This is a genomic window from Flavobacterium akiainvivens, assembly GCF_001278115.1.
GTDB classification, from domain to species: Bacteria; Bacteroidota; Bacteroidia; order Flavobacteriales; family Flavobacteriaceae; genus Flavobacterium; species Flavobacterium akiainvivens.
The window spans coordinates 4,152,145-4,179,103 of the sequence record NZ_LIYD01000005.1 but is presented as its reverse complement, the minus strand read 5'-3'; the positions used below and the strand labels follow the sequence as shown (position 1 = coordinate 4,179,103).

Here is a 26,959-nt window from a genome sequence, read left to right as displayed (position 1 = left end):
CGCTTATACGGTTTTTACAAAAAGGTTAGATGCTATTTTATTAGAAACAGCCACATCGCGACCGTTTACACGCAGTTGCAGCGAGAGGTCAAAATCTTCTTTAGATACCACCTCTAAGGCTGAACCAAGGGCAATTTGCTGTTTGTCGAGATACTGAAGAAAGGCAGACGAACTGTCTTTAACCCCCACACATATTACTTTTTTACCCACGCCTATTTCACTAAGCAGTTTTTTATCCATCTTGGGCAGCTTGCCGTTACGGTCAGGAATCGGGTCACCGTGCGGGTCTTCGGTAGGAAAATCCAGAAACTCCTCAAGCTTATTGGTTAGCTTTTCAGATTTTATGTGCTCCAGCTGTTCGGCTACATCGTGCACCTCATCCCAGCTAAAGTCGAGCTTTTCAAGCAGGAATACTTCCCACAGGCGGTGCTTGCGCACAATCATAAGTGCGGTAAACAGGCCTTCATCGGTAAGCGAAACACCCTGGTATTTTTTATAGGCTACAAGCCCTTTATCGGCCAGCTTCTGTACCATATCAGTAACCGAAGACGGCTTGCTCTCCATTTCGGCAGCAATGGCGTTAGTGGTTATACTTCCTTTTGGGGCATTGGCACTAAGGTGGTATATTATTTTGAGGTAATTTTCTTCAGAATAAGTCATTTGCAAACAATACAATATGCACAAATATACACATTATCTGCAAAATTAAAAATAATTTTTAGACAAGCCTAAATTTAGTCGTGGCTGGGTATGGCGGCAATCAGTTTTTTAGTGTACTCCTTTTGCGGATGGGCATACAGCGCATCGGCCTCATTCATTTCCTCAATCTGCCCCTTGTTCATAACCAGCACCTGGTCGCTCATGTATTTTACCACGGCAAGGTCGTGCGAAATGAAGATATACGTGAACCCGAAATTCTCCTTTAATTCATTCAAAAGGTTAAGCACCTGCGCCTGTACAGAAATATCGAGCGCTGAAACCGACTCATCGCATACAATAAGTTTTGGCTGCAGGGCAATGGTGCGCGCAATGCCTATACGCTGGCGCTGGCCGCCGCTAAACTCGTGCGGGTAGCGGTTGTAATGCTCCTCCCCCAGCCCTACGCGAGTAAGGATTTCTATGGCTTTTTCACGGCGTTCTTTATCATTAGCATACAGCTTGTGTACCTTCATAGGCTCGGTAATGGCCTGGCCCACGGTTAGGCGCGGGTTGAGCGACGAATAAGGATCCTGGAAGATAATCTGTATTTCGCGCCTTAACTGGCGTATTTCCTTCTGCGAAAGCGTGGTGAGGTCTACACCGCGGTACAAAATCTTACCGGCAGTAGCCTTATCAAGCTGTAGTATGGCATTACCCAGCGTGCTCTTACCGCAGCCAGATTCGCCCACAAGGCCAAGGGTTTCGCCTTCGTAAATTTTAAAGCTTACATTGTTCACAGCTTTAAAACTCTGGCTTTTGCCAAACAACCCGGCAGACGACAGGTATTCCTTCTCCACATTCACTACTTCTAGCAGTGGCGTTTGGGCGTAGAGTGCTTTATGCTTTTCAGCCCGCATTTCAGGCGTAACTTCCATTTCCTGAACGGTGCCGTTAAGATAATCCTGTATGGTAGGCAGGCGTTTTAAGCGCACATCAAGCGATGGGCGCGAACTTATCAATGCCTTGGTATAGGTGTGCTGCGGGTTGCTAAAAATATCCTGCGCACTGCCCTGCTCTACTATATCGCCCCGGAACATAACAATAACGCGGTTGGCAATATCGCTTACCAGCGCCAGGTCGTGCGATATGAAAATTATGCTCATACCCGTTTCCTGTTGCAGCTCTTTCAGCAGCAGTATTATTTCCTTTTGCACGGTAACATCGAGCGCTGTGGTGGGTTCATCGGCAATAAGCACTCTGGGCTTACAGGCAATGGCCATGGCTATCATTACGCGTTGCTTTTGCCCCCCTGAAATTTCGTGCGGGTAACGGTTGTAAATAGCAGCAGGGTTGGGCAGCTTTACTTTTTCAAACAGTTCCAGCACACGGGCTTTTATTTCCTTTGCCGAAAGCTGCGTATGCTCCTTTAGGATTTCCTCTACCTGGTAGCCGCATTTTAACGACGGGTTAAGCGAGCTCATGGGCTCCTGAAAAATCATAGCAATATCATTACCCCTCAAATTGCGCAGTTCTTTTTGGCTTAGCGCCGAAACATCTTTACCCTCAAACTCAATTTTGCCTTCGGTTACCTGAAGGATGCCTTTTGGCAACAGCCCCATTATAGCCAGCGAAGTGACCGATTTGCCCGAGCCGCTTTCGCCCACAATGCCCAGTATTTCGTTCTGGTTCAGTACAAAATCGCTGTTTTTTACAATGGGCTGCCATTGGCCTTCCTTTCGGGCCGAAATGGTTACGTGGCTGATGCTGAGCAGTGGGTTCATGCGGATAAAATTACATAAACTTTTTGTGTTTTTTAGCAAAACCTTACAATCTGAAAGGCAGTTACATTCCGTATACTTATGTATACAACATTAGTTTTTTTAGTACATTTGCACTGACAAATCCAATGAAGAAGATGGAAGAGGGATTACAAAAACCCAGCCCGCTTTTTCCGGTTATAGCATTTCACGGAGTGCTGGAAACACTGGAAAACATAGCCACTAATGAAGAAGGCTACAGGGCTGATTATGCAAAGGCACTACTGGACCATGCCAACCAGTTTCCGGAGCTGCGCGAGGGGATTACTGATTTTTCGTTACTTGAAAAACACAAGCAGCTTATTAAAAACCTGCTGGCCGACCTGTTCCCCACGGCACTTACCAACAACGAGATTAAAGCGGCCACCATGCCGTTTTTTAACCTTACCTTTAACCGTACAGCCCGTTTTGACAAAATATTAAACGAAGCCGGTGTAGACTTTGGTATGTCTATACGCAATTTTGACGACCACCAGTTTTATGTTTTCTGCGGCTGTTTGGTGCTTAATTTTTACTACGGCTACCACCTTGATTTCAGCACGCCGCTGTTTTATGATATTCCTGATGCCGATGGCATAATGAGGCACTACCGCATTTTGTATAATGCCGATTTTATGGATATTATACCTACCGAAAGAGCGGTAAAGCTTACAAAGGAAGATGTAGACCTGCTGATTGACAATTTTGACGACCTTGAGCTTTGGAAAGAAAAATTCCCTGAAGGGAGCTGGATTACCAAAGGCTTTGGTATAGTAAGCCTGTTTGATGCTACTACCGAAAGCGCCATTAGCAACCTGAAAGGCAACCTGCTGGCTAATGACGATTTTAATGAAACTACCGAAGGCAATATTGAGTCTATTTTCCGCTCCATATACAAAATACCTGATTTGCGTATTGGCTTTACCGAAGTTAATACCGAAGACAACGTTTTTACCGTAGCGCCTTTTGGCAATATAAAAAGCCATATTCTTACTGATAAGAGCGAGATTGAATGCAACAGCGTACTGTGCAACGAAACGCTTGATGATATGCTTACCAAGCGCAAATACCTTATCATTAGCGATGTGGAACGCTACAGGAATGAAAACCCTGATGAGTCGGAATTTTTAGACCACCTGCTGTCTCAAAACATACGCAGCTGCATATTGGCACCGGTACTTAAAAACGACAAGCTGTATGGCTTTATAGAAATGGTATCGAGCCGCCCGCAGGAGCTTAACAGTATAAATGCCAATAAGCTTGACTACTTGCTGCCGTTTATTACCGATACTATTGAGCGCTATTATGGCGAGCTTCAAAATGAGATTGACGCTATAATTCAAAATGAATATACGGCCATACACCACAGTGTATACTGGAAATTCAGGGAAGAGGCGCTGTCTCACATAAGCAACAAAAGCAACCGCGATGCCTACAAGGAAATCGTGTTTAGGGAGGTATACCCGCTTTATGGCCAGATAGACGTTAAAGGCAGCAGCACGGCGCGTAATGAAAGTACCGAAAAAGACCTTGCCCTACAGGTAACCAAGCTGCTGGAGCTGTTCAGGTTTATATTTAAGCAGGAAAAACTACCGCTTATTGAGCAGCACATTTATGAACTGGAAAGCATAGAGGAAGACCTTAAAAAAGAACTTAAGGCTGATACTGAAGCTACCGTACAGGGCTATATTTTAAATGAAGTACACCCTGTGTTGCAGCATTTTGATTCGCCAAACGGCGAGGTGCACGACAAGATTGCCACCTACTTTAAAACGCTGGACAACAAGATAAAAATGGTGTATGACAGCCGTAAGGATTTTGATGAAACCCTGGGGCTTATAAACAAACACATGGCTAATGTGCTCGATGAGAAACAGGCTGATGCCCAGAGTTTCTTTCCGCACTATTATGAGCGCTTTAAAACCGATGGCGTTGAGCATAACCTGTACATAGGCGCCAGTATAGCACCCAAGCACACCTACAGCCCACTGTATCTTAACAACCTAAGGTTATGGCAGTTGCAGGTAATGTGCGAAATGGAAAACGAATACTACAAGCTAAAGCCCAGCCTGCCTTATGAGCTTGATGTAACATCGCTTATACTGGTGTTCAGCAGCCCAATATCAATACGTTTCCGTATGGATGAAAAACGCTTTGATGTAGACGGCACTTATAATGCCCGCTATGAGGTGGTTAAAAAGCGTATTGACAAAAGCAACATAAAAGGCACCAAGGAGCGTATTACCCAAAAAGGCAAGATAACCATTGTATATACCCAGAAAAAAGAAGAAACCGAATACAGGCGCTACATACAGTTCCTGCAGCACAAGGGTATGCTGGGCAATGTTATTGAAACTTTTGATGTAGAAGACCTGCAGGGTGTAACCGGCCTTAAGGCACTTCGGGTATCGGTTAACTACAGCGGTAACGACCGCCAGGATGGCACTTATACGTATGAGGACCTCCTGAAAGAACTTTCGGAAAGCAAGTAAAGTCAACCCGTTATAAATTGAAAATCCCGCCTTGTGAGCGGGATTTTTTATGCAATATGTTGTAGATACTATTCAGTAACCGCTTCTTTAATCCTGCGTAGTGCTTCGATAAGAACATCTTCGCTGGTGGCGTAAGAAAAACGGATGCAGCTTGGGTTGCCAAAGGCATCTCCGGTAACGGTAGCTACGTTAGCGTGCTCAAGCAGGTACATAGAGAAGTCGTCAGCATTTTTGATTTCAACACCCCTTAGCGTTTTACCAAACAACGAAGACACATCAGGGAACACGTAAAACGCACCCTCCGGCGTGTTGATTTTCATACCCGGGATTTCTTTAATAAGGCCTACTACAAGGTCGCGGCGGCTGTGGAATGCAGCAACCATGTCTTTAAGAACAGATGGGTCGGCATCAAGGGCAGTAATGGTAGCGCGCTGCGCAACACTGTTAGCACCACTGGTTACCTGGCCCTGCATTTTGGTACAAGCCTTGGCAATAAACTCAGGGGCACCTATATAGCCTATCCTCCAGCCGGTCATGGCAAATGCCTTAGCCACACCATTTACGGTAATGGTACGGTCAAACATGCCCGGTATGGTAGCTATGCTGCAAAAGTTGCCGCTAAAGTTAATGTGCTCGTATATTTCGTCAGATACCACATATATCTGAGGGTATTTCTCTAAAACTTTGGCAAGGGCAGTAAGCTCAGCCTCGTTGTAAACCGAACCGCTTGGGTTGCACGGCGAGCTGAACATCATCAGCTTGGTTTTTGGCGTAATGGCCGCTTCCAGCTGCTCTGGGGTAATTTTAAAATCACTCTCTACAGAAGTAGGGACCTCAACAGGGTTTGCCTCAGCCATTTTAACCATTTCGGCATAGCTTACCCAGTATGGCGCAGGTAGCAAACACTCATCGCCCGGGTTTAGCATAACCTGGCAAATGTTATAAAGCGACTGCTTGGCACCCGTTGAAACCACAATGTTTGCAGGCTTGTAATCAAGGTTGTTGTCGCGCTTAAACTTGCGGCAAATAGCATCTTTAAGCTCGGCATAACCGTCTACAGGGCTGTAGGTGCTGTAGTTATCTTGAATGGCCTGTATGGCGGCCTCTTTAATAAAATCGGGCGTATTGAAATCGGGTTCGCCAAGGCTAAGGCTTATAATGTCTTTACCCTGGGCTTTAAGTTCCCTGGCTTTTGCTGCCATGGCAAGCGTTTGCGATGTAGATAAGTTGTTGATCCTGTCTGAAAGCGCGTTCATTTTATATCTGTGTTATTTATATTGTTTTAGCCACCTGTTTATTTCTAACCCAAATAGCTGTACTGTTATTAGCTCTAAAACCAGCATGGCAATAATAGCCATTACTATAGGCAATACCTGTCTTTTTTTAGCGGTTTTATTATAAAGCGCAGCTATTGTAATGTGTACCAGCCCCGCCATAACCGTAAAAAGCAATATTGCCATATCTCCGCCAGAAACACCGGCCTGGCTGTAAAAAACCAGGGCAAAGATAATTATAGAAATTATAATATTAACTATAACAGGTTTCATTACAGTGCTTTTATATCATTTGCGTTTGTTTTGCGGTACTTATTAACAACAAGGCTTACGGCTGTTATAAAAATAACGGCAGAATATTACATATAAAAGGTGCTGACATATCCTTAAAACTACACCGTTGCAGGCTGCATGCCCAGTTCTTTAAGGTGCTTAAAGTGTGCGGCTATGGCGCCCCTCATGCTCTTAAACTCGTGGTAAGGCAGGTTGTGCTCCTGTGCGGTTTCCTTTACTATTTTAGAAATTTTGCGGTAGTGCACGTGGCTTATGTTAGGGAAAATATGGTGCTCAATCTGGTGGTTAAGCCCGCCGGTAAACCAGTTTACAAAACGGTTCTTCGGTGCAAAGTTAGCCGTGGTGTACAGCTGGTGAATGGCCCATGTGTTTTCCATTTCGCCCAGTTCGTTAGGCTCGGGGTTATCGGTTTCTTCTACAATATGCGCCAATTGAAATACCACACTCAAAATAAGCCCGGCGGTGTAGTGCATTACAAAGAAGCCTAATAGTACCTTCCACCAGGTAATGCCTATAATAATGGGTAAGGCAATCCAGATGGCTATGTAGATTATTTTGGTAATAACCAGTATGGTCCACTGCTTTATAGGGCTCTGGAACTCGCCATAGCTCAGCCCGCGCTTTATGTAACGGCGCATTTGCTTAATATCGGTAGTTATGGCCCAGTTAAAGGTTAGTAATCCGTAAAGGAAAATAGAATAGTAGTGCTGAAACTTATGAAACCTGTGCCATTGAGCATTTTCGCTAAAGCGGATAATGCGCCCGGCCTCAAGGTCTTCATCATGCCCATGTATGTTGGTATAGGTATGGTGCAGCACGTTGTGCTGAATTTGCCAGTTGTTTACGTTTCCGGCAAGTAAATACATACTGCCGCCCATAAGCTTGTTAAGCCACGTTTTGCTGCTGTAAGAGCCGTGGTTGGCATCGTGCATAACATTCATGCCTATTCCGGCCATGCCCACGCCCATAACCACGGTAAGCAGCAGCTGCGCCCACCAGGGTAAATTTAACGTTAGCAGTACAAAATAAGGCGCCAGGTACAGGCTGAACATAACCACCGTTTTAAGGTGCAGTTTCCAGTTGCCGGTTCTTTTTATGTTATTATCCTTAAAATAATCGTTAACCCTTTTGGTGAGGGTACGGAAAAATTTTACAGAGTCGGTTTTAGAAAATATAGGAGGTGTAACGGTCATGTGCTTAATAATGTGGCTTCAAAGTTAACTATTAATGTTAAGGTACAGGCTATGTTAAACGGGAAATTGACAACTGAATTGCTTACTTTTGTCAAAAATTTAAAACGATGGAGGAAATCCTTAAGTATTTTCCGAATCTTACAGAAGAGCAAAAAAACCAGTTTGCCGCGCTTAAAGGCCTGTATGAAGAATGGAATGCCAAAATAAACGTAATTAGCCGTAAGGATATAGACGAGCTCTATACCCGCCACGTGCTGCATTCGCTGGGCATTGCAAAGGTTATGGCGTTTGAGCCGGGTGCAAGCGTGCTTGATGTGGGTACGGGCGGAGGGTTTCCGGGCATACCACTGGCCATACTTTTTCCTGAAACCAATTTTTACCTGGTAGATGTTATTGCCAAAAAAATAAGGGTGGTACAGGAAGTAGCAAACGGCCTGGGCCTTAAAAACGTGCGCGCCGAGCAAAAACGCGCCGAAACCATTAATGAGGAGTTCGACTTTATTGTAAGCCGTGCCGTTACCAATATGCCTGATTTTGTAAAATGGGTGCGCGGCAAGGTAAAAAAAGACCAGAACCATGCCCTGCCAAACGGCATTTTATACCTAAAAGGCGGCGACTTAACAGAAGAGCTTTCGGTTTTCCAGAAGGTTACAATCTATGAATTGCCTGACTATTTCTCAGAAGACTTTTTTGAGACCAAAAAGGTGGTGCACTTGGCGATGAAATACAAGGTTAGCTGGTAATTTGGTTATTTGTTAATTTGGTAATTCAGTTATTTGTGAGCTACACAGATCGAATTACCGAATAACCGAATTATATTTTTTTCCAAATAACCAGATTAACAAATAACCAAATCATCAATTACTTCAGTCTCTCTAACACTCCCTTGCGTTTTACAATGTTCTTGTAGTCCCATTGTATATTGCGGGCTTTTTGCAGCCAGCGTTGCAGGTCTGTTGTATCAACCTCACCTGCCGATGTGTAGCGTTTTTCGGCGGCTTTAAACTTGCCTTCGTTTTGCAGGCCCGGTTCGTCAAAACTTTGCCCGCTCCAAAACAGCAGGCGTACGCTGCCCTTCAGTTTGCTATAACCCGCCACAGGGTTGCCGTCTAAAAACCAAACGGGGTGCGCGTGCCAAATTTTACTTTCGGCTTCCGGCAGTGCGCGGTTTATTTCGGTAAACAGAATATCGCAAATGGCTTTGTCTGCTTCGGTTTGTGCGGCGTTATAATCAGGTATGGTTTGCATAGGCAATGTTTTAAAGCATCCTGTAGGCATTTACAAATGCAAGAACCGATATTATAATACCTATCATAAAAATGGTGTAGGTAATACGCAGCATGGTATATTTACGGTTAAGCACCCTTCCTAAAAAGTAAAGGTCTTTTATCATGCTGCTGTACAGGTAGTCGCGGTCGCGCATAAGCTCTTTCATGGCCCAGTCAAACTCTTCAAGCGGCATTTTATAAAAGTTGCCAAAAAACAGCAGGTTTACCTTGCGGTTGGTAATATCTTCACGCGTAAAAGTGCCGGTGGTAACTTTGGGCCTTGTAGAAAGTATGGCAAAAATAATAGACAGCGTGGTAAACAAAATAAGGATAAAAGTAGGCATAACCAGGTGGCTGTTGCCGGGGCTGTCTAACTTAGGGATAAGCGTTGTAAGCGATATAGATATAATAATAGAGTTTACCTGTAGCAATATGTTAGCCTTACTATCGGCAATATCGCTAAGGCGGGTGTGGTTGTTAAGCGTTACCCGAAACATGGTTTCCACCCCCCTGTCGGGCCGTTCCTGCTTCTCCTCTTTTTCTTTTTTCTTTTTGTCTTTCTTTTTCTTGGCATTACTCAGGTTGTAAATCACTTCCTGTAATGCTGCAATATTGGCATCTTTTTGTATCTGCAATACATTTTTTGCATAGTTAGTGTAGTACCGGTGCTTGTGCAGCAACAGCAGCCTGTTAGCCACCGCCCACTCAATATCGCTAAAAACCTGCCCCTGTACTATACGCCATTCTTCACGCAGCAGCTCGCTTATTGCTAAATAATTGGGGTCGGCAAAGTGTGCACAATCGGCATCTTTAATAATATTTTCAAGATTATCCTGCGGGTCATAATGCAGCTGTGTAGCCTCTATAAGCTTTGCTACCTTAGCTGCTTTTTCAGGTGCATAACCTTCCTTTTCTAAAAAAGCCTTTGCCATTGCGCCGCCTCGCACCTCATGGTTATCGCCCCCATCTATATAGCCCAGGTCATGAAACCATGCGGCAAGCGCCAGCAGCTCCATCTCATCTTTACTTACCCCTTCGGCCTGTGCAATGGTTGCTGCCGCATGCACCACACGCATGGTATGGTTAAAATTATGGTAAATATAATCAGGAGATAGCTTATCTTTGAATACGCTGAACACGTGGGCCTCGGCCTTTTCAATAATATCCATGCAGGAAAATTTTTATACCACCAAATTATGAAATTCTTTTGGGTTAAACGCAAGGCATTGTTAAATATTGGCTATGGGGTATCTATGGCTGTAATTTTCCTGCTAACGGGGTGTGCCACACACCATGTGCAGTATGGGGTTAATGCAGGCCCGCCGGCCGATAGCACAGCCCAAACCCCTGCCGTTCACCGGTTTTACCTGGTGGGCGATGCCGGCTATGCCAATGCGCCGCATGCGCAAAAACTGCTGGGCATAATCAGGCAAAAGCTGGATAAGGAAGGTAAAGATGCCACCCTTATGTTTATGGGCGATAATATTTATCCGCTGGGCATGCCAAAAGAAGGCGAAGAAGGCCGCCGGGAAGCCGAGGAATCGCTGCTGGCGCAAATAGCCATTGCCAAAAATTTTAAAGGCAAAACCCATTTTATACCCGGCAACCACGATTGGTATAACGGGCTTGACGGGCTTAACGAGCAGGAAAAATTCATAAAAAAACACATTGACCAGAAAAAGGTGTTCCTACCCGGAAATGGCTGCGGTATTAACGATATTTCGGTAGGCGACAGCATCACCCTTATTACTATAGACAGCCAGTGGTTTATAGAAGACTGGGACCACTACCCTATTATAAACGACGACTGCCCTATTAAAACGCGTGAGCAAATGTTTACCGAGCTGGAAAGCCTGATTAATAAAAACCAGGACAAAACCATACTGCTGGCCATACACCACCCGCTTATGAGCAACGGCACACACGGCGGGCAGTTTAGCATGCAAAAGCAGCTTTTTCCGCTTAGCGTTAAAATACCGCTGCCGGTTATAGGCACTATGATGAACCTGGCGCGCAAGGCTTCGGGGGCCAGTACACAAGACCTGCAAAGCCGGGTGTACAGCACACTAAGCAACCGCATTAAAACCCTTATACAGGGCCGCAACAATGTGGTGGTTTTAAGCGGGCACGACCACAACCTGCAATTTTTACACAAAGACAACATTAACCAGGTTATTAGCGGCAGCGGCAGTAAAGTAGAGGCCGCCCGCGCCATAAACCCCGATGATTTTAGCTATGGCGGCACCGGCTATGCTACACTTGATGTATTGCCCGGCGGACTGGCGCGCGTAACTTACTTTGCCCTTAAAGGCGATGGTGAAGAAAAAATATTTGAGCGCACCATGCTGCAAAAAAGCAAGCCTGTGCTAAAGGAATACCCTGATACATTCCCTACCACCATAACCACATCAGTCTATACACCGGAGATGACTAAAAAGAGTGGCTTTTACCGCTTTTTATTTGGCAAACATTACAGCGATGTATACAGCAGGCCGGTAACGGTTCCTGTGGCGGAGATAGATACCCTGCACGGTGGTTTTGAACCCGGGCGAATGGGCGGCGGCCACCAGAGTAACTCGCTGCGCCTGGTTGATAAAAAAGGCCGTGAGTTTGTAATGCGCGGCGTTAAAAAGAGCGCTACGCGTTTTCTTCAGGCGGTGGCATTTAAAGAGAAATATGTAGGCGATGAGTTTGAAAATACCTTTGCCGAAGACTTTTTGTTTGACTTTTATACCACAGCGCATCCCTACACACCATTTGTTGTAGATAAGCTTGAGGAAGCCGTGGGCATACTGCACACCAATCCTGAGCTGTATTATATACCCAAACAAAATGCCCTTAAGGAAAACAACGAGCTGTATGGTGATGAGCTGTACATGGTAGAGGAACATCCTGGCAAGGAGTTTAAAGACCTTGAGAGCTTTGGCAAAGCCGATGATATTGAGGGGACTGACGATGTACTGGCCAACCTGATTAAAAGCCCTAAGTATACCGTTGATGAGGGCGCTTACATTAGGGTAAGGCTGTTTGATATGCTGGTGGGCGACTGGGACCGCCATGCCGACCAGTGGCGCTGGGCACGTTATGACGGTAAAGACAAGGTGGTATACAAGCCCATTCCGCGCGACAGGGACCAGGCGTTCCCTAAATATGACGGGGCGCTGCTATCTGTAGTTATGAATGTACCCGCGCTACGCCACATGCAAACGTTTAAAGATGACATTCGTAATGTAAAATGGCTTAACCGCGAGCCTTATGCGCTTGACCTCACCATGATAAAAGAGGCCGGCGAAGCGCAGTGGCTACAGGAGGCCCAATACCTTAAAGAACACCTTACCGATGAGGCTATTGATAAGGCTTTTGCCAAACTGCCACAGGAACTGCAGGACAGCCATATTGAAACCATAAAGGCCAACCTTAAGACCCGCCGTGAAAAACTGGCCGACTATGCCGTGGCATACCGCAAGGTGCTGCTTAGCACAGTAATGGTTACGGGTACTGATAAGAAAGAGAAGTTTGTTATTACCCGCCTGCCCGAAGGCCACACTAAAGTGGAGGTATACAGCCTTAAAAAAGACGGCGGGGAAAAGCTTACAGAACACACGTATTCTAAAAAAGAGACTAAGGAAATTTGGGTATACGGCCTTGATGACGATGATGTATTTGAGGTAAAAGGCGACCCCGATAAAGCCATTATGCTGCGCCTTATTGGCGGCCAGAACAACGACACATATACTGTTGAAAACGGTAAACGCGTGCGCATATACGACTTTAAAAGCAAGAAAAACAGTTATGCTGTAGACGGCAAAACCCGCCTTATGCTTAGCGATGATTATGAAACCAACAGCTACGACCCTGAAAAACCGGCCTACAACGTATGGGCCGGCTATCCGCTGGTGGGCTATAACCCCGATGATTTACTAAAGCTGGGGGTATTGGTAAATTATACTGTAAATAACTTTAACCGCAGGCCTTATTCGCAAAAGCACAGCATAAGGGCCAATTACTTTTTTGCCACACACGGCTTTGAGCTGGGCTACCGCGGTACGTTTATGAATATTGCCAGCCGCTGGAACTTTGCACTCGATGCGCTGTATACCAGCCCTAATTTTAGCATAAACTTTTTTGGATGGGGTAACGAAACCGGCAATGACGATGATGACCTGGGTATGAATTACAACCGTGTAAAGCTACAGGTATTCAGGGTGGCGCCGTCGTTTTTTAAAGAGGGGCGCAACGGCAGCTTTGTAGAATTTAAAGCCCCGTTTGAAACCATAGAGGTCGACGGTACAAACGGCCGTTTTATAAACCAGCCCGGCGCCATTGCCGAAAGGCTGTTTGAACACCGCCAGTATGGCGGGCTTGAAGCGCTGTATAAATTTGAGAATTTTGACAGCCGTTCGCTGCCATCGCTGGGTATGCAGTTTTATGTGCAGGCAGGCTACAAAGTAAGCCTTGACGAAATTGAAAGGCGTTTCCCTTATGCTGAGGCAGGTATAACCTTTGTGCACAAAATTACATCAGACAACGCCCTTGTATTTGCTACTACGGTTAAAGGCAAGGCCATTTTTAATAACAATTTTGAGTTTTACCAGGCGGCAACCCTTGGCGGAAATGAGCTGCGCGGCTTTAGGCGCGAGCGTTTTACCGGCAGGCATTTTGTGTACCAAAGCAGCGATTTAAACTATACCATAGGCAGTGTAAAAAGCTTTATACCGCTTAAGTATGGCCTTGCAGCCGGATTTGACTACGGGCGTGTGTGGCTGCCGGGAGAAGAAAGCGAAAAATGGCACACCAGCAGCGGTGGCGGCTTTTGGGTAAACGGCGCCGATATGCTTACGCTAAAAACACAATTGTTTTTTAGCAGCGACGGCCCCCGCCTTGCGGTAAATTTAAACTTTGGTTTATAGGTCAGATAGTTTTACCTCATACAGTTTACCACCTGTGCCGTTGTCTTTTTCATCGGCAATAAGCAGGGTGTTGCTGTCTTTAAAGCATATTCCTTCTTTTTGTGTAAGGTGGCCCAGGTTGAGCTGCTTAACGGTTGCTTTGGCAAAATCGCCATTGGCAAAATCAGTAAGCAGCCATACGTTTTCGCCGCTTATAAGTACCGCTTTAGTTCCATCAGGGCTTATATCGGCCCCGGCTATGGCGCAACGCTTGTAGTTGTCGCAGGTGTTCATGGTGCCCAGTTTTGTGGCCGTATGGCTACCCGGCGCATCGGGCACTTTGTACAGGGTTATGGTGCCGTCAAAACCTTTGCTGCGGTTTTTGGTAAACAGGTAAAAATTGCCTTTGTATTCAAAAAACGCCTCAACATCAAACAGTAGTCCGGCCTTTTTTGGCGGAAATTCAGTTTGGTCAGGATATTTAAATTCTATTTTATACAACAGGCTGTCGGGCTTATTAGCCGCCACTTTATAAATAGCCAGGTCTTTGCGGTCGTTTTCGTTATTGCCAAAATCACCTATGCAAATATTGCCCTGCGCATCAGACGCAAGGTCTTCCCAGTCTATGTTTTTAAATTCCTGTGTGTATGATTTTTCAATACTGCCGTCTAAACCCAGGCGGTACAGCTTGTTTTTATTGCCACTGTCCTCTATGGCATACAGCTTGCCGTTTATATATTCAAGCCCTGACACCTCTTTAAGCGGCAGCGAAGCTATTTCCTTAAGTTTATTTTCTTTTGTGGCAGAACAGGCGGTAATAACAGCAAGTAAGGCAATAAGGTATTTCATGGCGTTGCATTTTGTGTAAAAGTAGTAAGCTTTTTAATACAAAGCGCTACTATTAAGTATGATTTAATAAAAACAAAAAACCACCGGTTTCCCGATGGTTTTTCCACTACTAAAAAAATCAAAGTACTTAAAAAAGTGGTGCGTCATACCATGCTGTCTTAGAGTTGCAGGTTACAGAACCTGAATTTGAAACTCCTTCAATAACGAGCCTCCACTTATAACATGCAAATGTAGCCGACGGGCTTACACCTGTAACCTGTGGGGCATTAGTGCCTATATTGCTGTAAATTACATCGTTTGTAAAAGCTACTGCGTTTCCGGTTGTGCTGTTAAAATCATCACAATCTGAAAGTTGCTGTATTTCAACCCTTGCCTTGTAATTACCTGATGGCGAATTAGTAACCTGGGCTGTAAAAGTAAGTGTGCCGGTGCCCGGGCCATTTGTTGTTTTTAGTGATGCAGCCGCCGATAGCTTTTTAACGCAGCTTGTGTTTAAAGCGCCATCTGAAGGGAATTCTGAAACAAGCATTTCCCTTGCCGGAGAATATGATGTTTTATAGTTAGCAAGTTCTTCGGTATCGGTATCGGCTGAACAGGCAACAAAAAGAGAAAGGAACGGAACAAAAAGTAGTAATTTTTTCATTGGTATAAACTGGTAATTTTTATGTCGTTTGCATTATTTATACGGCAAACATACAGACCTGTTTTTTAACGTAATTAAATTATAGATGAAAAACGTTTAAATGAATATTTTTTACGATGAAGTGCAGGTATAGCGCTGTTAATCATGCGTTAATTGAAGTTAATATGCGTTAATTGTATAGCGCAGCCCAAAGCATATTGGTAATTTTAAGGTAACTAAAAAGCCTTTGATTATGATGAATCCCGCTTTAAAATATATGCTGTTTACCGGTGTTGCCGTTACGCTTTTTGCATCGTGCGATACCCGTACAAAAGAACAGAAAGCCGAAGACAAACTCCAGGCACAGCACCCCTACAACCATAAGCTGCAGGGCCCCGGGCTCGAAACGCATGAAAACCAGTTTTACATAAGCCGCGGCAAACCGGCACTGGGTGCAAAAATGGAGGCACAGGCCGCAGCCGGCGAGCCTACCGAAGTAAAAATGGCGGGAGACACCCTGCAAAACAACAAGTAATATGCAAACAAGCATTGCAAAGGATAATTATAATGAGGCTACCGAACTGCGGGCGCTTTTTGAAACCCAGCTGAAAGAGCTGTACTGGGCAGAGGGCGTTATGGGCAATATGCTAAAGGGCATTATTGTGCAGGCCACAAGCAAAGACCTTGTGCAGCTGCTGGAAAAACATACCGAGCAGACCCGCGGGCATATTATGCGCCTTGAAGATGTGTTTTATGCCACAGGCACCACACGCCAGGAATTGCCTTATGAAGCCCTGCAATGCCTTATTAAAGAGGCCGAGGGGCTTATACACACCACACAACAGGGTGTGGTGCGCGATGCAGGCATAATTGCCGTGCTGCAAAAAATAAAGCATTATGAAATAGCCTGCTATGGCACCATTCGCGCTTATGCCATTGCCCTGCGCGAAGAAAGCATTATTATGCTGCTGGAGCAAACCCTTGAAGAAGAAAAAGGCATGGACCTGCTGCTTACCGGCATTGCCGAAAGCCATATTAATATTGAGGCAGCAGATAAAGAGATATAGTTATGGATATGCAAACAAAACCTTCGCAATTTCCGCCGCAGCACCAAAGGCAACCCGGTTTTGAACACGACATGAACCCCGAGCCGGAAATTATTAGCGACAGCTATAAAGCAAGCGGCAGGCTTTTAGGCAAAGTTGCCCTTATAACCGGTGGCGACAGCGGTATAGGGCGCAGTGTTGCCGTTCACTTTGCCCGTGAGGGGGCTAATGTGTGCATTGTGTATTATGACGAACACCGCGATGCCGAAATAACCAAACGCCTGGTTGAGGCCGAAGGCCGCAAATGTATAATTATGAGCGGCGACCTTAAAAACGAAGACTTTTGCCGCAAGGCAGTTATACATACCGCAGAATATTTAGGGGGTATAAATATACTGGTTAACAATGCCGCAGTGCAGTTCCCTCAAAAGGAATTTAAAGATATAACCGGCAGCCAGGTGCGCGAAACGTTTGAAACTAACATACTCCCGTTTTTTTACATGACGCGCGAAGCGCTGAATTACCTTAAAGAAGGCGACAGTATTATTAACACCACTTCGGTTACGGCATACCGCGGCAGTGTGCACCTTATAGATTACAGCAGTACCAAAGGCGCCATTGTGGCATTTACACGTTCAACAAGCGGCATGCTGGCCGAAAAAGGCATCCGTGTAAACGGTGTAGCCCCGGGGCCTATATGGACACCCCTTATACCTGCCAGTTTTGAACCGGAGCATGTAGCAAAATTTGGCCAGGACACCCCTATGAAGCGTGCCGGGCAGCCCAGCGAGGTAGGCCCTGCCTATGTATTTTTAGCCAGTACAGATGCCAGTTATATTACCGGCCAGATTATTCATGTAAATGGTGGGGAGATGACGGAAAGCTAAGCCATTTCAGATTTAAGAATTTAGATTTCAGATTTTTTGAATTAAACTTAAAACTAAAATATAGTACCATGGAAGATAACACAAACAGCCGTGTGGGCCAGCAGGCCAACAGGCAACCGGAAAGGAACGAGTTTAAAAAAGGCCCTCACCAGTCTTATGACAATATGCCGTATGAAGACCCGGCCATTACCAACCCTGTAGAATTGGCCAGCTATCCGCCACCGGCAGAGAAGGTATCGGCGGCAGATATTGAAAATGAAAACGAAATCCACGGTATTAATACCAAGCGCAACCCGGTTAGGGAAGGCCGCAATATTATTAGTACCGATAATAACCCCGAGAGGGATGGGTTTATGTAATATCTGATTGAAAAATTGAATGATTTAAAGATTGAAAATTATTTATAAAACCACAAAAAGGGCGCTGATTGGCGCTCTTTTTACATTTATAACAAAATAATGCAACTATATCGTTTTTGCGATATTATTATTTTAAGGCTTTTGTATTGAAATATTTACAAATATTTATTACCTTTACTGTAATAAAATCAACTGTTAGAATGGCAACCGATGTTAATTACGGCCAGGGCCTGGAGGGTCAGGGCGTACCAGCACAAGAAGGATTTTTTGGCAACCCTTATTATGAAGAACCTGCCGATGTAAATCCTGATGAACTTGCCACCTTCCCCAAACAGGTGGCAACTACTGGCCACCACCAGCACCATAGCCACCTGGTTAGCCACAGGACACCTGTTAGGGATGGTAGAAACATTACCCGTACCGATAACCACCCAACACGCGGCGGTTTTATGTAAAAAACTATTCACCTTTTTTTAAAAAAGTAAGCCACCCTTTCAGGTGGCTTATGTATTTTATGTGGTTTTGTTTATTTCCTGCTGCGGGGCTGCGCAGCTTCTTTAGGCATGGTGGCAGGCTGCTCTGTTTTTTGCGGTGCAGCTTCTTTAGTATCGGCCTGGGTTGTGGCTTCCGGGGCTTTTTCAGGAGCCGGGGCTTCAGGCTGGGTTTGGGTTGTTGTAGTAGTGGTTTCGGGTTGTGGCGCGGGTTTGGCGTTAACTACTTCATAAGTAGTGGGGTCTGGTTGCTTAATGTAGCTTTGTGCTGAGGCTATGCTAACGGCAAATAGCGCAAACAGCGATAGTAGACTCTTTTTCATGGCTTTTAGTTTTAAAAATTTATATAAAATTAACCCCTGTTTAGCGCCCCAACTGTTGTAGTGGTGCTAAGCTTAGGCTAAAAACTGTTAAAAATGGTAAGGCTATGCTAATTATTGCCAAAATGCTGTGGGAAGCACTATATTTGGGGCCTGAACACCATCTGCCTATAGCGGAGGACAATAACAATTTTTACAAACTATGAGAAAAGTATTTACAGTAATTGCCGCTCTTGCGGTTAATGCAGCGGCTTTTGCCCAGACTATTGATTTTAAGATGGACTACAAGCAAAACAGCACCTATACCCAAAAAATGGATATGGATGTGATGATGGACATAGGCCAGGAAGGCCAGGGCAATATGGAACAACCTCTTGCTATGGCGTTTATCTATACCATTAAAACAGATAAGGCTGCTGCCAATGGCGATATACCTTTTACCGCCAACATGAAAATGGAAAACGATATGATGCCTAATGCCGAAGAATTTAACAATAACAAGTTTGTGGGCCATTTTAGCAAAGGGGCCCCTGTATTTGACAAGGTAGAAATGGCCAGCGTGCCTGCCGAAGCGCAGGAGCAACTAAAAGAGGCTTTTTCAAAGGTGCTGAGCCAGTTTCCTACTGAGGCTAAAAAAGTAAAAGTGGGCGAAAGCTTTACTTATAACAACCTGCCTGTAAGCATGGGCGGTATGGATTTTGGTGGTAAAGATATGGTTATTACCTATACACTTAAAAAAGTTGAAGGCAACAAAGCTACTTTTGATGTACTGCTTGACAGCCCTCTTGAGGTTAGCACCCAGGGTGTAAACATGAAAGGTAAAATGAAAATGACCGGTACCATGATTTATTTAACTGATGCTAAATATGTACCGTCTCAGGACCTGGATATAGACGCAACTTTTAGTATGGCAGAAGCCGGTGTAACAGTGGGCATGAAAGGCAAAACTATTATGACCACTACTGTAGCGCCTAACTAAGTGTTTTACTATACAATAAAAAAGCCGCCTGAAAATCAGGCGGCTTTTTTATTTTTGTTCGGCGCGTTGCCAGGCCATGGTTATAAGGCCTTCGTTGCCCAGTACTTCCCAGTACAACAGGCCGTCTTTAAAATACACCAGCATCTTTGTGCCGCTGTATTCATCTGCCAGGTATTGTTTTTCGCCTTCCTGAACAAACACATAGGTACCTATAGAAAGGTCTTTACTACCAATCTGGTACTGCATGCGCCTGCCCGAAATAAACAACAGCGACCCCTGCATGCCGGGTAGCCTTTTTTTAAACTGTTCGGCCAGGGCTTCTTTGGTTTGGCCTTTTTCTTTGGCAAATTCGTCGCTAACCTGTACTTCGCCGGTTTTAAGGTCGGCCAGGTTGCCCATAAGGCTTATTTTGCGCAGGGTCCAGTCGCCCAAAAGGTCTTCTTCGGTAATGGCCTGTGCACTTAGAGTAAACCCTGCAAACAGGGCAAACAATACTATCAGTTTTTTCATTTATCTTTTTTCAGGTACATGGTTATGGGGTTGTGCCCGTTTATGGTAAGTTCTAAAAAATTGTCTTTTATAGCTACAAAAAACACCATTTCTTCGGGAACCTTTACAACTAACGTTTGCTTATCCTCTTTATTGCTAAGGGTGTACTGTACCTCCTGTGATTTCTCGCCCTCTGCCATTATTACTTTTCCGCCGGGCTTAAAGGTCATGGTGTTCGATTTAAGCTGTTCGGCCACAGCCCCGGTAAGCTCCTCTTTTAATTGTTTGACTTCTTCAGGGCTTAGGGTAGTGCCATTGCCGGCGGTAACCTGGGCGGTTTCAAAATTGAAAAATACGCCATCCATTTCAAATTTTGCCATGTGCCATTTGCCCAAAAGGCCTTCTTGGGTAATGGTTTGCGCCTGCGTGGCAAATGCAACAAACAAGGCTATTAGTATAAACTTTAGCTTCATGTTACTTCTTAAATGATATGGTTACATTGCCGTCGTCTTCATTAGCATAAAAAAAGGTAATTACAGTGGCGTTTTCTAACTGCACCTCATATTCATCAGTGCCATCTCCAATAAACGTTTTGCCGTTTTTTACAATAAGCTCATAGGTATGCTGTTCTTTCTCTTTACCTACGAGAAACGTAATGCTGTTTCCTTTATCAAAAGTAACACTAAGCGGAAAAGGGTGCTCGCCCTTAATGCCCTGCTCTATTTTTTGAATCTCTTCCGGGCTGTAGGCATCTTCATAGCCCTCGGTAGTTGTAACCTTCCCGGTTTCAAAATTAATGAGTACGCCGTGCATGGTGGAGGTGCTCAGCTTCCAGGTGCCCAGCAGGTCTTTTTCGGTAAGGGTTTGCGCCTGCGTGGCAAAGGCAATAAACAGTGTAAGGGTAAAAAGTAGTTTTTTCATATTCAATTTTATATTTGTACGGTACTATAAGTTGAGACAGTGCACCCAGCTATATTATTTTACTTCTTTATCAAAGATTAATACTACATCCCGCTTGTTATCTTTATCTGTAATTTCGAGTTTTCCTTGAGAAATGCTGATAGTAAAATCAGTTTCTTTAACCGGGCTTTTTATAATAGTCTTACTATTTTTTTCTTCAATAACATACACTGATTCAGTAGTTACTCCATGCCTGTTAAATTTAAGCTTACTTCCTTCAATAAAAGCTATACTCACAGTATTAAAATTTGTCTTTACAAGGTCTAAGACTTCCTGTTTAAAGGCTTGTTCTGTTTTATCCAGTTTTGCAAGTAATTCTTTTGTATCATCAGAAATTAAAACCTCTAAAGTTATTACGTTAACGCTACAGCCCAAAATTTCTGCGTGTGTAGGCTTCCACTCACCCAGCAGGTCTTTTTCGGTTATTTGCGCACTAAGGCTAACGGCTGCGAGCAGTGTAAAAAGGATAAGAAGTTTTTTCATAAGGCCAGTATTTGCTGCTAAGATACGCATTTTACACACCCGCCACGCTTAATTTTAAAACACCCTAACACCCTAACAACCTAACATCTAAATCATTACATTTGAAATAATCAACCAACCAATTGTTTTTTATGGACACAGTTACCTACCTCCTTATAGGGATGCTGCTCATATTGCCCTGGGCAGCCATTTACCTGCTAAAACCCGCACTTCGCAAAAAAATGCTGCGTACCAGCCTTATGGGCGGTCTGGCGGGCTTTATTGCCGAATACTGGTATTTTAAAGATTACTGGCACCCACCCACCCTGCTTGGGCAAACGGTAGTGAGCATTGAAGATTTTATTTTTGGCTTTAGCGTTACCGGGCTTGCCGCCGTTATTTATGAGGCGTTTTTTAACATCAACATGCAGCCGGTCGGCAAAAAGCGCAAAAAACTGTTTGGGCAGCTTTTCCTGGGCGGGGTGGCCGCCATGATGGTGTGCAACGTGTGGCTGGGCATAAACTCTATTGTAGTGAGCTGTATTACGTTTTTGGTATGTACGGCGATCATGATATACATTCGGCCTGATTTGGCCCGCAGGGGGCTTGTAAGCGGCCTGCTGATGCTGGTGGTGGTACTGCCGGTGTATACCTTTTTGTTTAACCTTTTAAACACTACCTACTGGGATAAATACTGGCTGCTGGCCCAAACCAAAATGGGCGTTACCGTACTGGGCCACATACCGGTTACCGAACTGTGCTGGTATTTTAGCTGGGGCTGTATGGCAGGCATATCTCACGCGTTTGCAAGCGGAAGCATCAGGGTTAAAAATACCGCTACTGCACCGGCCAAACAAAACAGCAGCGTGGCGGTGTAACAAAACAGAATATTAGGATACTTATTGGGTGTTCAGTGTTCAGTGTTCAGTGTTCAGTTGGCAGATGGCAGGTGGCAGATTGCAGGTGGCAGGTGGCAGGTGGCAGATTGCAGCAATCGAGCAGTCGAAACATCGAACCATTGAGCAGTCGAACCATCGAAACATCGAACAATCGAAATATCGAACAATCTAATTATCCAATAATCTAAAATTCCAACAATCTAAGAAAAATGATAGCACACGAAATTGATTACCATATTTATGGTGAGGAAATGCAATATGTAGAAATTGAGCTCGACCCGCAGGAGGCTGTTGTGGCTGAAGCCGGCAGCTTTATGATGATGGACGAGGGCATTGCCATGAACACTATTTTTGGCGATGGCAGTAACCAGAACGAGGGCTTTATGGGCAAGCTGTTTAGCGCGGGCAAGCGCCTGCTTACGGGCGAAAGCCTGTTTATGACGGTGTTCCTGAACCAGTGGCATGGCAAGCGCAAGGTGAGCTTTGCATCGCCCTATCCGGGTAAAATTGTCCCGCTTGACCTTACGGAATTTGGCGGTAAGTTTATTTGCCAGAAAGACGCCTTTTTATGCGCCGCAAAGGGTGTAACGGTGGGCATTGAGTTTAGCCGTAAGCTGGGCCGCGGGCTTTTTGGCGGCGAAGGGTTTATTATGCAAAAGCTTGAGGGCGACGGCCTGGCCTTTGTGCACGCAGGTGGCACCCTGGCACGCAAGGAGCTACAGGCCGGCGAAGTGCTAAAGGTAGACACCGGCTGTATTGTGGGCTTTTCCCCTACGGTTGATTATGATATTGAGTTTATAGGTGGCATTAAAAACACCATTTTTGGCGGCGAGGGCTTGTTTTATGCCACGCTGCGCGGCCCCGGTGTGGCCTATATACAATCGTTGCCGTTTAGCAGGCTGGCGGGCAGGATTTATGCTTCTGCACCACAGGGCGGCGGGCAGCAGCGTGGCGAAGGCAGTATACTGGGCGGCCTGGGCAACCTGCTGGATGGTGATAACCGTTTTTAGTGCTGCTGCACCAGCTTATTAATTATAGGGCATCCGGCTTGTGTTTGGTAAAACATGGGCCGGGTGTTTGTGTATATGATGCAGAAGGTATAACGATATGACAAACCCTGAGAGAAAAACAAAAATAAAAGCCTTTCTAATTTCATTAATTTATGTTGGGTTAGGCACATTGGCTGTAATGTGTACTTATCCACCTTATTATGGAAATTGGGTGTTAATCCTGGCCATTGTAACATTACCAGTTAGTATATTTGGTTTTTCGGTAATGCTGGCAGGTAAATATTATATATATTCACTGTTAATTCAGGTAATTGTTTTCTTTATTTTCAACAGAGTGGTTTACAGGTTTCTGTCAAAAAATATGAGAAAAACAAAGGGTACTATTTAAGGTTAGATGTTTTTACAAGATACCTAGATACATTTGATAGGACGGCACAAGCAGGATGCTTGCGCCAGCGGGAGCTGTTGAGTACAGAAAACGGTTTATCATTTATTATCAAATTAAAAAATGAAGAGATTTATTTTACTTAGTTTAAGTATAGGATTACTAAGTTGTAATAACCCTACATGCTTTGATTATGAAAATATGTATAAGGCAGATTCGTGTGTTGTAATAGTAAAAGAAATACCGAAAGATGTATATACCTCCTCATTTGACTACAAAGGAATTCATCCCTTTACCAAAAAACAATGCTCATGTAAATCAAAAAAAAATTATCGAAGGTGGGCTGACTACTCTCCATACATAAGTATTGGCGATACACTCATCAAAAGAAAAGGTGAATTGGTTTTTAGCATTCATAAAAAAGATACCATTTTACATTTTACTTACCAATGTGGAGGAAAAGGGCGTAAATAGATATTTTTATGTTTAAGAAATTTATGGTACATAGATTATGAATACTATTTATAATTCTTCGGACTTATCCCTGAACCAAAATTATATTTACAAAATTTCAAAGAACAGACCGGTTTTGAAAACTTCAGGAAAAATTGGGTTGAAAAATTGTGATGTGAGAGAGGAAAATTGATGCTGCAAAGTTAAGAATATTTTCAAACAAAACATAAAATTATTTTCTAAAAATTTTTGAAGCAAAATTCGAGGGCAATTTTGCAAGTTTTAAACTTGGTTATTCGACCCAAAACTTTACAACATTTCAACCTTCAACTTTAAAACTGAATATAGAACTCCGAAAGTGAAAAATTAGCGTTAATTTCATGTTAAAATGTAAGTAATTTCTGAGTGAGATAATGCACTTAAAGTAGGGTATCTTAAAATTTTTAGTAAGGCGATGCTAAAATGCGGTTAAAGCGGGGTTAATTAATGCTAAATGAGCCGGTTAGCCCATAAATAGGCCGTAATTTTAGGTAAAACAACTAAAAATGCATTAAAGATGAAAAAGTTATTCTACACGCTGGGCGCCCTGCTGGCTTTTGGCATAGCCTCAGCACAGACCGATACCGTAAAAAGCCCCACAAATCGCACCAGGACCACCACTACAGACCGCAGCACTACCGACCCACAGAAGTCTACTACGCTGCCTAACAGCAACATGAAGAAGGGGCAGACCACCACACCGGCCAATACGCCGCCTAATAACAGCCTGCCCACCACCACCAGGCCAAACGAGGCGCAACCGGGCAGTACCACGCAGCCCACACAACCGGGAGTACCTGTACCTCAGACTACTACGCAGCCACAGGTGCCTACTACTACCCCACCCACAACAACCCCACCTACTACTACACCGCCGCCAACCACCACCCCGCCCACTACAACTATGCCACCGGGAACACCCCAAAGGCCTTAAGCACACATATAACACACTGAATTAAAAAGGGTTGGCAATTGCCAACCCTTAGTTATTTTTACCAGCTGCCCCCGGCACCGCCGCCACTAAAGCCGCCGCCGCCGAAGCCTCCGCCAAAGCCGCCACCGCCGGATGACCCACCGCCCCAGCCTCCGCCGGAACTGCCGCCACCCCAGCCGCCACTGCTGCGGCCCAGGCTGCTAAGTATCATTATATCAAGAAGATCTGACCCATCAAAGCCACGGTTGCCACGGCCACGGCCTCCGCCGCCACCTCTTTTAGACGCAATTGCTATGATGATGATTATGGCTATAATGACCATAAACACAAAAATGCCCCCCATGCCATCGCCTGAATTGCCTTTACGGGTTCCTTTGTACTTGCCGTTCAGCATTTTAAAGATGGCATCGGTACCGGCATTAAGGCCTCCGTAGTAGTCGTTTTGTTTAAAATAAGGGATTATAACCTCGCGGGTCATTTCGCCTACCTCGCCTGCCGTCATGCGGTCTTCTACCCCATAACCCGGTGATATCCAAATCTTTCGCTCATCTCGCGCAAGGATTATAAACACACCGTTATCATCTTTTTCGGTTCCCCCCACACCCCAGGCATGGCCCCATTTGGGTGTAAGGATACCAATATCTTCGCCTTTAAGCGACTCGATTATAACGATAACTATCTGTGTAGTAGTGGTATCGGAGTATTTAACCAGCTTGGTTTCCAGCCTGCTTTTATCGCTTTCAGAAAGCAATTTGGCATAGTCGTACACACTGGTCTGAAAATCAGGTTTTTTAGGTATTTCAAACTGTGCCATAAGTGCCTGGGGCACTAACAGAAAAGCAAGCAATACACTGTATATCAATTGTTTCATTATCCTCTTGAGATTGTATCGGGCAATTCGTTTTTATCATCATCAGCATACGGAAAGTAGGTTTTAAGCCGGTCTCCCGCCCTTAAAATACCTTCAGACAACCCCTGGGCAAAGCGGCCTTCCTTAAAGTGGGCAATCACAACATCTTTGGTACAGTCCCAAAAATCAGGCTCTACCGCCCTGTCTATACCCTCATCGCCTACTATTGCAAAGGTATGGTCGTCTATACCCACATAAAACAGCACCCCGTTGCGGGCTGCCGTTGCCTGCATGCCTAAATGCTGAAAAACCTCCTGTGCCCTTTCGAGCGGAGGTTTTTCGCTATGGTTTTCAACATGAACCCTTATTTCCCCTGACGTATTTTTTTCAGCCTGCTGAATGGCAGCCACTATAACCTGCTCGTCCTGAGCCGTTAAGAAATTTTCCGTTCCGGGCATAATATTAGTTTTTAGAATTTAACCTGTACCGGTTTATCAGCACCTTCAACGGCCTTAAAGAATGGTTTCTCTTTATATTCACCCAGGAACATAGAGTTAGGGAACCTAAGGATGTAGTTGTTATAGGCCTCAACCACTTCATTATAGCGCGTGCGCTGGGTTTGAATGGTGTTCTCAGTAGAGGCAAGCTCATCCTGTAGTTTAAGGAAGTTTTGGTTGCTCTTAAGCTCCGGGTATTTTTCGATGGTAATGTTGCCAATTAACTTATTTACAGAGCCCATAAGGTTAGCCTGTGCACTGCTGAAGGCAGCAAGCTGCTCCGGAGTGGCATTAGCCGGGTCTACCTGTACAGAGTTGGCCTTGCTCCTGGCTTCGGTAACTTCAACAAGCGTGCTTTTTTCGAAGTTTGCTGCACCCTTAACGGTTTCTACAAGGTTACCTATAAGGTCGTTACGGCGCTGGTAGGCCGTTTCAACGTTACCCCACTCCTTGCCAACCTGCTGGTTCTTGTCAATTGCACCGTTCTTGATGTTCATAGCCCAAAAGAAGCCAATTACAACTATTGCACCGATAACTAATACCGGTATAATCCATTTTTTCATTTTAGTGTTTATTTTTAGTA

At 44.7% G+C, this 26,959-nt stretch carries 30 protein-coding genes; 13 read left to right on the top strand and 17 right to left on the bottom strand.

The features are described 5' to 3' along the window. Positions 1-3: 3 nt before the first annotated feature. Together AM279_RS18770 and AM279_RS18765 are read right to left on the bottom strand one after the other, a co-directional pair. Positions 4-660 (bottom strand): metal-dependent transcriptional regulator, encoded by a 657-nt coding sequence (locus AM279_RS18770; RefSeq protein ID WP_054409584.1) that lies wholly within the window; start codon positions 658-660, stop codon positions 4-6. Between the two features lie 74 nt (positions 661-734). Next, positions 735-2,420 (bottom strand): ABC transporter ATP-binding protein, encoded by a 1,686-nt coding sequence (locus tag AM279_RS18765; RefSeq protein ID WP_054409583.1) that lies wholly within the window; start codon positions 2,418-2,420, stop codon positions 735-737. A gap of 125 nt (positions 2,421-2,545) precedes the next feature. On the opposite strand from AM279_RS18765, the gene AM279_RS18760 reads away from it, so the two are divergent. After that, on the top strand, positions 2,546-4,927 hold the full coding sequence (locus tag AM279_RS18760) for a GAF domain-containing protein (protein ID WP_316948719.1): 2,382 nt from the start codon (positions 2,546-2,548) through the stop codon (positions 4,925-4,927). A gap of 68 nt (positions 4,928-4,995) precedes the next feature. Here the strand turns inward: AM279_RS18760 and AM279_RS18755 are convergent, their stop codons facing one another. The 3 genes from AM279_RS18755 to AM279_RS18745 all read right to left on the bottom strand — a co-directional run bounded on the left by AM279_RS18755 (position 4,996) and on the right by AM279_RS18745 (position 7,688). Continuing rightward, a complete protein-coding gene (locus AM279_RS18755) occupies positions 4,996-6,183 on the bottom strand; it encodes a pyridoxal phosphate-dependent aminotransferase (protein ID WP_054409581.1) in 1,188 nt (395 codons plus the stop codon). 12 nt (positions 6,184-6,195) lie between these two features. Then, positions 6,196-6,474: a hypothetical protein gene (locus tag AM279_RS18750; protein ID WP_054409580.1), complete on the bottom strand. Its 279-nt coding sequence runs from the start codon at positions 6,472-6,474 to the stop codon at positions 6,196-6,198. A 119-nt stretch (positions 6,475-6,593) separates the two neighbouring features. Then, complete coding sequence (locus AM279_RS18745) at positions 6,594-7,688, bottom strand: fatty acid desaturase family protein (protein WP_054409579.1); 1,095 nt, start codon at positions 7,686-7,688, stop codon at positions 6,594-6,596. A gap of 107 nt (positions 7,689-7,795) precedes the next feature. On the opposite strand from AM279_RS18745, the gene rsmG reads away from it, so the two are divergent. Continuing rightward, positions 7,796-8,431, top strand: coding sequence for a 16S rRNA (guanine(527)-N(7))-methyltransferase RsmG (gene rsmG, locus AM279_RS18740; RefSeq protein WP_054409578.1), 636 nt, complete (start codon positions 7,796-7,798; stop codon positions 8,429-8,431). Positions 8,432-8,549: 118 nt separating this feature from the next. On the opposite strand, the gene AM279_RS18735 is transcribed toward rsmG, so the two are convergent. Beyond that, positions 8,550-8,936 carry a DUF1801 domain-containing protein gene (locus AM279_RS18735; RefSeq protein WP_054410414.1) on the bottom strand — a complete coding sequence of 129 codons (387 nt, stop codon included), beginning with the start codon at positions 8,934-8,936 and terminating at the stop codon, positions 8,550-8,552. Positions 8,937-8,946: 10 nt separating this feature from the next. Next, positions 8,947-10,125, bottom strand: a complete 1,179-nt coding sequence (locus tag AM279_RS18730) for a Pycsar system effector family protein (RefSeq protein ID WP_054409577.1) — start codon at positions 10,123-10,125, stop codon at positions 8,947-8,949. Between the two features lie 27 nt (positions 10,126-10,152). Here AM279_RS18730 and AM279_RS18725 point away from each other — a divergent pair, with 27 nt between their 5' ends. Beyond that, the gene (locus AM279_RS18725; RefSeq protein ID WP_054409576.1) at positions 10,153-13,866 is read left to right on the top strand and encodes a metallophosphoesterase; all 3,714 of its coding nucleotides are present in this window, start codon (positions 10,153-10,155) and stop codon (positions 13,864-13,866) included. Here the strand turns inward: AM279_RS18725 and AM279_RS18720 are convergent. After that, positions 13,861-14,694, bottom strand: a complete 834-nt coding sequence (locus tag AM279_RS18720) for a hypothetical protein (protein ID WP_054409575.1) — start codon at positions 14,692-14,694, stop codon at positions 13,861-13,863. The genes AM279_RS18725 and AM279_RS18720 overlap by 6 nt on opposite strands. A gap of 127 nt (positions 14,695-14,821) precedes the next feature. Beyond that, complete coding sequence (locus AM279_RS18715; protein ID WP_054409574.1) at positions 14,822-15,337, bottom strand: hypothetical protein; 516 nt, start codon at positions 15,335-15,337, stop codon at positions 14,822-14,824. 232 nt (positions 15,338-15,569) lie between these two features. Between AM279_RS18715 and AM279_RS18710 the strand changes: the two genes are divergently transcribed. From AM279_RS18710 to AM279_RS18690, 5 genes are all read left to right on the top strand, one after another. Beyond that, positions 15,570-15,851 carry a hypothetical protein gene (locus AM279_RS18710; protein WP_143090316.1) on the top strand — a complete coding sequence of 94 codons (282 nt, stop codon included), beginning with the start codon at positions 15,570-15,572 and terminating at the stop codon, positions 15,849-15,851. Position 15,852: 1 nt separating this feature from the next. Next, positions 15,853-16,383: a YciE/YciF ferroxidase family protein gene (locus tag AM279_RS18705; RefSeq protein WP_054409572.1), complete on the top strand. Its 531-nt coding sequence runs from the start codon at positions 15,853-15,855 to the stop codon at positions 16,381-16,383. Positions 16,384-16,385: 2 nt separating this feature from the next. Further along, complete coding sequence (locus AM279_RS18700) at positions 16,386-17,249, top strand: SDR family oxidoreductase (protein WP_236688532.1); 864 nt, start codon at positions 16,386-16,388, stop codon at positions 17,247-17,249. Positions 17,250-17,317: 68 nt separating this feature from the next. Next, positions 17,318-17,608 (top strand): hypothetical protein, encoded by a 291-nt coding sequence (locus AM279_RS18695; RefSeq protein ID WP_054409571.1) that lies wholly within the window; start codon positions 17,318-17,320, stop codon positions 17,606-17,608. A gap of 200 nt (positions 17,609-17,808) precedes the next feature. Further along, positions 17,809-18,063, top strand: coding sequence for a hypothetical protein (locus tag AM279_RS18690; protein ID WP_054409570.1), 255 nt, complete (start codon positions 17,809-17,811; stop codon positions 18,061-18,063). 71 nt (positions 18,064-18,134) lie between these two features. On the opposite strand, the gene AM279_RS18685 is transcribed toward AM279_RS18690, so the two are convergent. Continuing rightward, positions 18,135-18,422: a hypothetical protein gene (locus tag AM279_RS18685; protein WP_054409569.1), complete on the bottom strand. Its 288-nt coding sequence runs from the start codon at positions 18,420-18,422 to the stop codon at positions 18,135-18,137. Positions 18,423-18,621: 199 nt separating this feature from the next. Here AM279_RS18685 and AM279_RS18680 point away from each other — a divergent pair, with 199 nt between their 5' ends. Next, positions 18,622-19,398, top strand: a complete 777-nt coding sequence (locus AM279_RS18680) for a hypothetical protein (protein WP_054409568.1) — start codon at positions 18,622-18,624, stop codon at positions 19,396-19,398. Positions 19,399-19,446: 48 nt separating this feature from the next. Here AM279_RS18680 and AM279_RS18675 read toward each other — a convergent pair whose 3' ends face one another. From AM279_RS18675 to AM279_RS18660, 4 genes are read right to left on the bottom strand one after another with little or no spacing between them, the layout of a single operon-like run. Further along, the gene (locus AM279_RS18675; protein ID WP_054409567.1) at positions 19,447-19,908 is read right to left on the bottom strand and encodes a DUF2147 domain-containing protein; all 462 of its coding nucleotides are present in this window, start codon (positions 19,906-19,908) and stop codon (positions 19,447-19,449) included. Further along, entirely contained in the window at positions 19,905-20,360 is a 456-nt protein-coding gene (locus AM279_RS18670; RefSeq protein WP_054409566.1) for a hypothetical protein, read from the bottom strand. Before AM279_RS18670 ends, AM279_RS18675 begins: the two co-directional genes overlap by 4 nt. 1 nt (position 20,361) lies before the next feature. After that, on the bottom strand, positions 20,362-20,808 hold the full coding sequence (locus AM279_RS18665) for a DUF2147 domain-containing protein (protein WP_054409565.1): 447 nt from the start codon (positions 20,806-20,808) through the stop codon (positions 20,362-20,364). A gap of 54 nt (positions 20,809-20,862) precedes the next feature. Continuing rightward, on the bottom strand, positions 20,863-21,330 hold the full coding sequence (locus tag AM279_RS18660; RefSeq protein WP_143090315.1) for a hypothetical protein: 468 nt from the start codon (positions 21,328-21,330) through the stop codon (positions 20,863-20,865). 131 nt (positions 21,331-21,461) lie between these two features. Between AM279_RS18660 and AM279_RS18655 the strand changes: the two genes are divergently transcribed. The 4 genes from AM279_RS18655 to AM279_RS18635 all read left to right on the top strand — a co-directional run bounded on the left by AM279_RS18655 (position 21,462) and on the right by AM279_RS18635 (position 25,029). Further along, the gene (locus AM279_RS18655; RefSeq protein ID WP_054409563.1) at positions 21,462-22,187 is read left to right on the top strand and encodes a lycopene cyclase domain-containing protein; all 726 of its coding nucleotides are present in this window, start codon (positions 21,462-21,464) and stop codon (positions 22,185-22,187) included. 230 nt (positions 22,188-22,417) lie between these two features. Then, a complete protein-coding gene (locus AM279_RS18650; protein ID WP_054409562.1) occupies positions 22,418-23,218 on the top strand; it encodes a TIGR00266 family protein in 801 nt (266 codons plus the stop codon). Positions 23,219-23,726: 508 nt separating this feature from the next. Further along, entirely contained in the window at positions 23,727-24,077 is a 351-nt protein-coding gene (locus AM279_RS18640; protein ID WP_054409560.1) for a hypothetical protein, read from the top strand. Between the two features lie 535 nt (positions 24,078-24,612). Next, the gene (locus tag AM279_RS18635) at positions 24,613-25,029 is read left to right on the top strand and encodes a hypothetical protein (protein ID WP_054409559.1); all 417 of its coding nucleotides are present in this window, start codon (positions 24,613-24,615) and stop codon (positions 25,027-25,029) included. 58 nt (positions 25,030-25,087) lie between these two features. Here the strand turns inward: AM279_RS18635 and AM279_RS18630 are convergent, their stop codons facing one another. The 3 genes from AM279_RS18630 to AM279_RS18620 are packed head-to-tail and all read right to left on the bottom strand — an operon-like array spanning position 25,088 to position 26,939. Then, the gene (locus AM279_RS18630) at positions 25,088-25,900 is read right to left on the bottom strand and encodes a TPM domain-containing protein (RefSeq protein ID WP_054409558.1); all 813 of its coding nucleotides are present in this window, start codon (positions 25,898-25,900) and stop codon (positions 25,088-25,090) included. Next, positions 25,900-26,337 carry a TPM domain-containing protein gene (locus AM279_RS18625; RefSeq protein WP_054409557.1) on the bottom strand — a complete coding sequence of 146 codons (438 nt, stop codon included), beginning with the start codon at positions 26,335-26,337 and terminating at the stop codon, positions 25,900-25,902. The genes AM279_RS18630 and AM279_RS18625 overlap by 1 nt, the downstream gene beginning before the upstream one ends. An 11-nt stretch (positions 26,338-26,348) precedes the next feature. Further along, complete coding sequence (locus AM279_RS18620; RefSeq protein ID WP_054409556.1) at positions 26,349-26,939, bottom strand: LemA family protein; 591 nt, start codon at positions 26,937-26,939, stop codon at positions 26,349-26,351. Between the last annotated feature and the right edge of the window lie 20 nt (positions 26,940-26,959).

Bases quoted from the DNA above. Each gene is read 5' to 3' on its own strand.
- AM279_RS18640 (WP_054409560.1), top strand. From the start codon at position 23,727: ATGAAGAGATTTATTTTACTTAGTTTAAGTATAGGATTACTAAGTTGT.
- AM279_RS18665 (WP_054409565.1), bottom strand. From the start codon at position 20,808: ATGAAAAAACTACTTTTTACCCTTACACTGTTTATTGCCTTTGCCACG.
- AM279_RS18755 (WP_054409581.1), bottom strand. From the start codon at position 6,183: ATGAACGCGCTTTCAGACAGGATCAACAACTTATCTACATCGCAAACG.
- AM279_RS18635 (WP_054409559.1), top strand. From the start codon at position 24,613: ATGAAAAAGTTATTCTACACGCTGGGCGCCCTGCTGGCTTTTGGCATA.
- AM279_RS18745 (WP_054409579.1), bottom strand. From the start codon at position 7,688: ATGACCGTTACACCTCCTATATTTTCTAAAACCGACTCTGTAAAATTT.
- AM279_RS18765 (WP_054409583.1), bottom strand. From the start codon at position 2,420: ATGAACCCACTGCTCAGCATCAGCCACGTAACCATTTCGGCCCGAAAG.
- AM279_RS18730 (WP_054409577.1), bottom strand. From the start codon at position 10,125: ATGGATATTATTGAAAAGGCCGAGGCCCACGTGTTCAGCGTATTCAAA.
- AM279_RS18700 (WP_236688532.1), top strand. From the start codon at position 16,386: ATGGATATGCAAACAAAACCTTCGCAATTTCCGCCGCAGCACCAAAGG.
- AM279_RS18620 (WP_054409556.1), bottom strand. From the start codon at position 26,939: ATGAAAAAATGGATTATACCGGTATTAGTTATCGGTGCAATAGTTGTA.
- AM279_RS18680 (WP_054409568.1), top strand. From the start codon at position 18,622: ATGAGAAAAGTATTTACAGTAATTGCCGCTCTTGCGGTTAATGCAGCG.
- AM279_RS18750 (WP_054409580.1), bottom strand. From the start codon at position 6,474: ATGAAACCTGTTATAGTTAATATTATAATTTCTATAATTATCTTTGCC.
- AM279_RS18760 (WP_316948719.1), top strand. From the start codon at position 2,546: ATGAAGAAGATGGAAGAGGGATTACAAAAACCCAGCCCGCTTTTTCCG.
- AM279_RS18630 (WP_054409558.1), bottom strand. From the start codon at position 25,900: ATGAAACAATTGATATACAGTGTATTGCTTGCTTTTCTGTTAGTGCCC.
- AM279_RS18650 (WP_054409562.1), top strand. From the start codon at position 22,418: ATGATAGCACACGAAATTGATTACCATATTTATGGTGAGGAAATGCAA.
- AM279_RS18675 (WP_054409567.1), bottom strand. From the start codon at position 19,908: ATGAAAAAACTGATAGTATTGTTTGCCCTGTTTGCAGGGTTTACTCTA.
- AM279_RS18670 (WP_054409566.1), bottom strand. From the start codon at position 20,360: ATGAAGCTAAAGTTTATACTAATAGCCTTGTTTGTTGCATTTGCCACG.
- rsmG (WP_054409578.1), top strand. From the start codon at position 7,796: ATGGAGGAAATCCTTAAGTATTTTCCGAATCTTACAGAAGAGCAAAAA.
- AM279_RS18690 (WP_054409570.1), top strand. From the start codon at position 17,809: ATGGCAACCGATGTTAATTACGGCCAGGGCCTGGAGGGTCAGGGCGTA.
- AM279_RS18660 (WP_143090315.1), bottom strand. From the start codon at position 21,330: ATGAAAAAACTTCTTATCCTTTTTACACTGCTCGCAGCCGTTAGCCTT.
- AM279_RS18770 (WP_054409584.1), bottom strand. From the start codon at position 660: ATGACTTATTCTGAAGAAAATTACCTCAAAATAATATACCACCTTAGT.
- AM279_RS18655 (WP_054409563.1), top strand. From the start codon at position 21,462: ATGGACACAGTTACCTACCTCCTTATAGGGATGCTGCTCATATTGCCC.
- AM279_RS18695 (WP_054409571.1), top strand. From the start codon at position 17,318: ATGGAAGATAACACAAACAGCCGTGTGGGCCAGCAGGCCAACAGGCAA.
- AM279_RS18705 (WP_054409572.1), top strand. From the start codon at position 15,853: ATGCAAACAAGCATTGCAAAGGATAATTATAATGAGGCTACCGAACTG.
- AM279_RS18725 (WP_054409576.1), top strand. From the start codon at position 10,153: ATGAAATTCTTTTGGGTTAAACGCAAGGCATTGTTAAATATTGGCTAT.
- AM279_RS18625 (WP_054409557.1), bottom strand. From the start codon at position 26,337: ATGCCCGGAACGGAAAATTTCTTAACGGCTCAGGACGAGCAGGTTATA.
- AM279_RS18735 (WP_054410414.1), bottom strand. From the start codon at position 8,936: ATGCAAACCATACCTGATTATAACGCCGCACAAACCGAAGCAGACAAA.
- AM279_RS18720 (WP_054409575.1), bottom strand. From the start codon at position 14,694: ATGAAATACCTTATTGCCTTACTTGCTGTTATTACCGCCTGTTCTGCC.
- AM279_RS18710 (WP_143090316.1), top strand. From the start codon at position 15,570: ATGATGAATCCCGCTTTAAAATATATGCTGTTTACCGGTGTTGCCGTT.
- AM279_RS18715 (WP_054409574.1), bottom strand. From the start codon at position 15,337: ATGAAAAAATTACTACTTTTTGTTCCGTTCCTTTCTCTTTTTGTTGCC.
- AM279_RS18685 (WP_054409569.1), bottom strand. From the start codon at position 18,422: ATGAAAAAGAGTCTACTATCGCTGTTTGCGCTATTTGCCGTTAGCATA.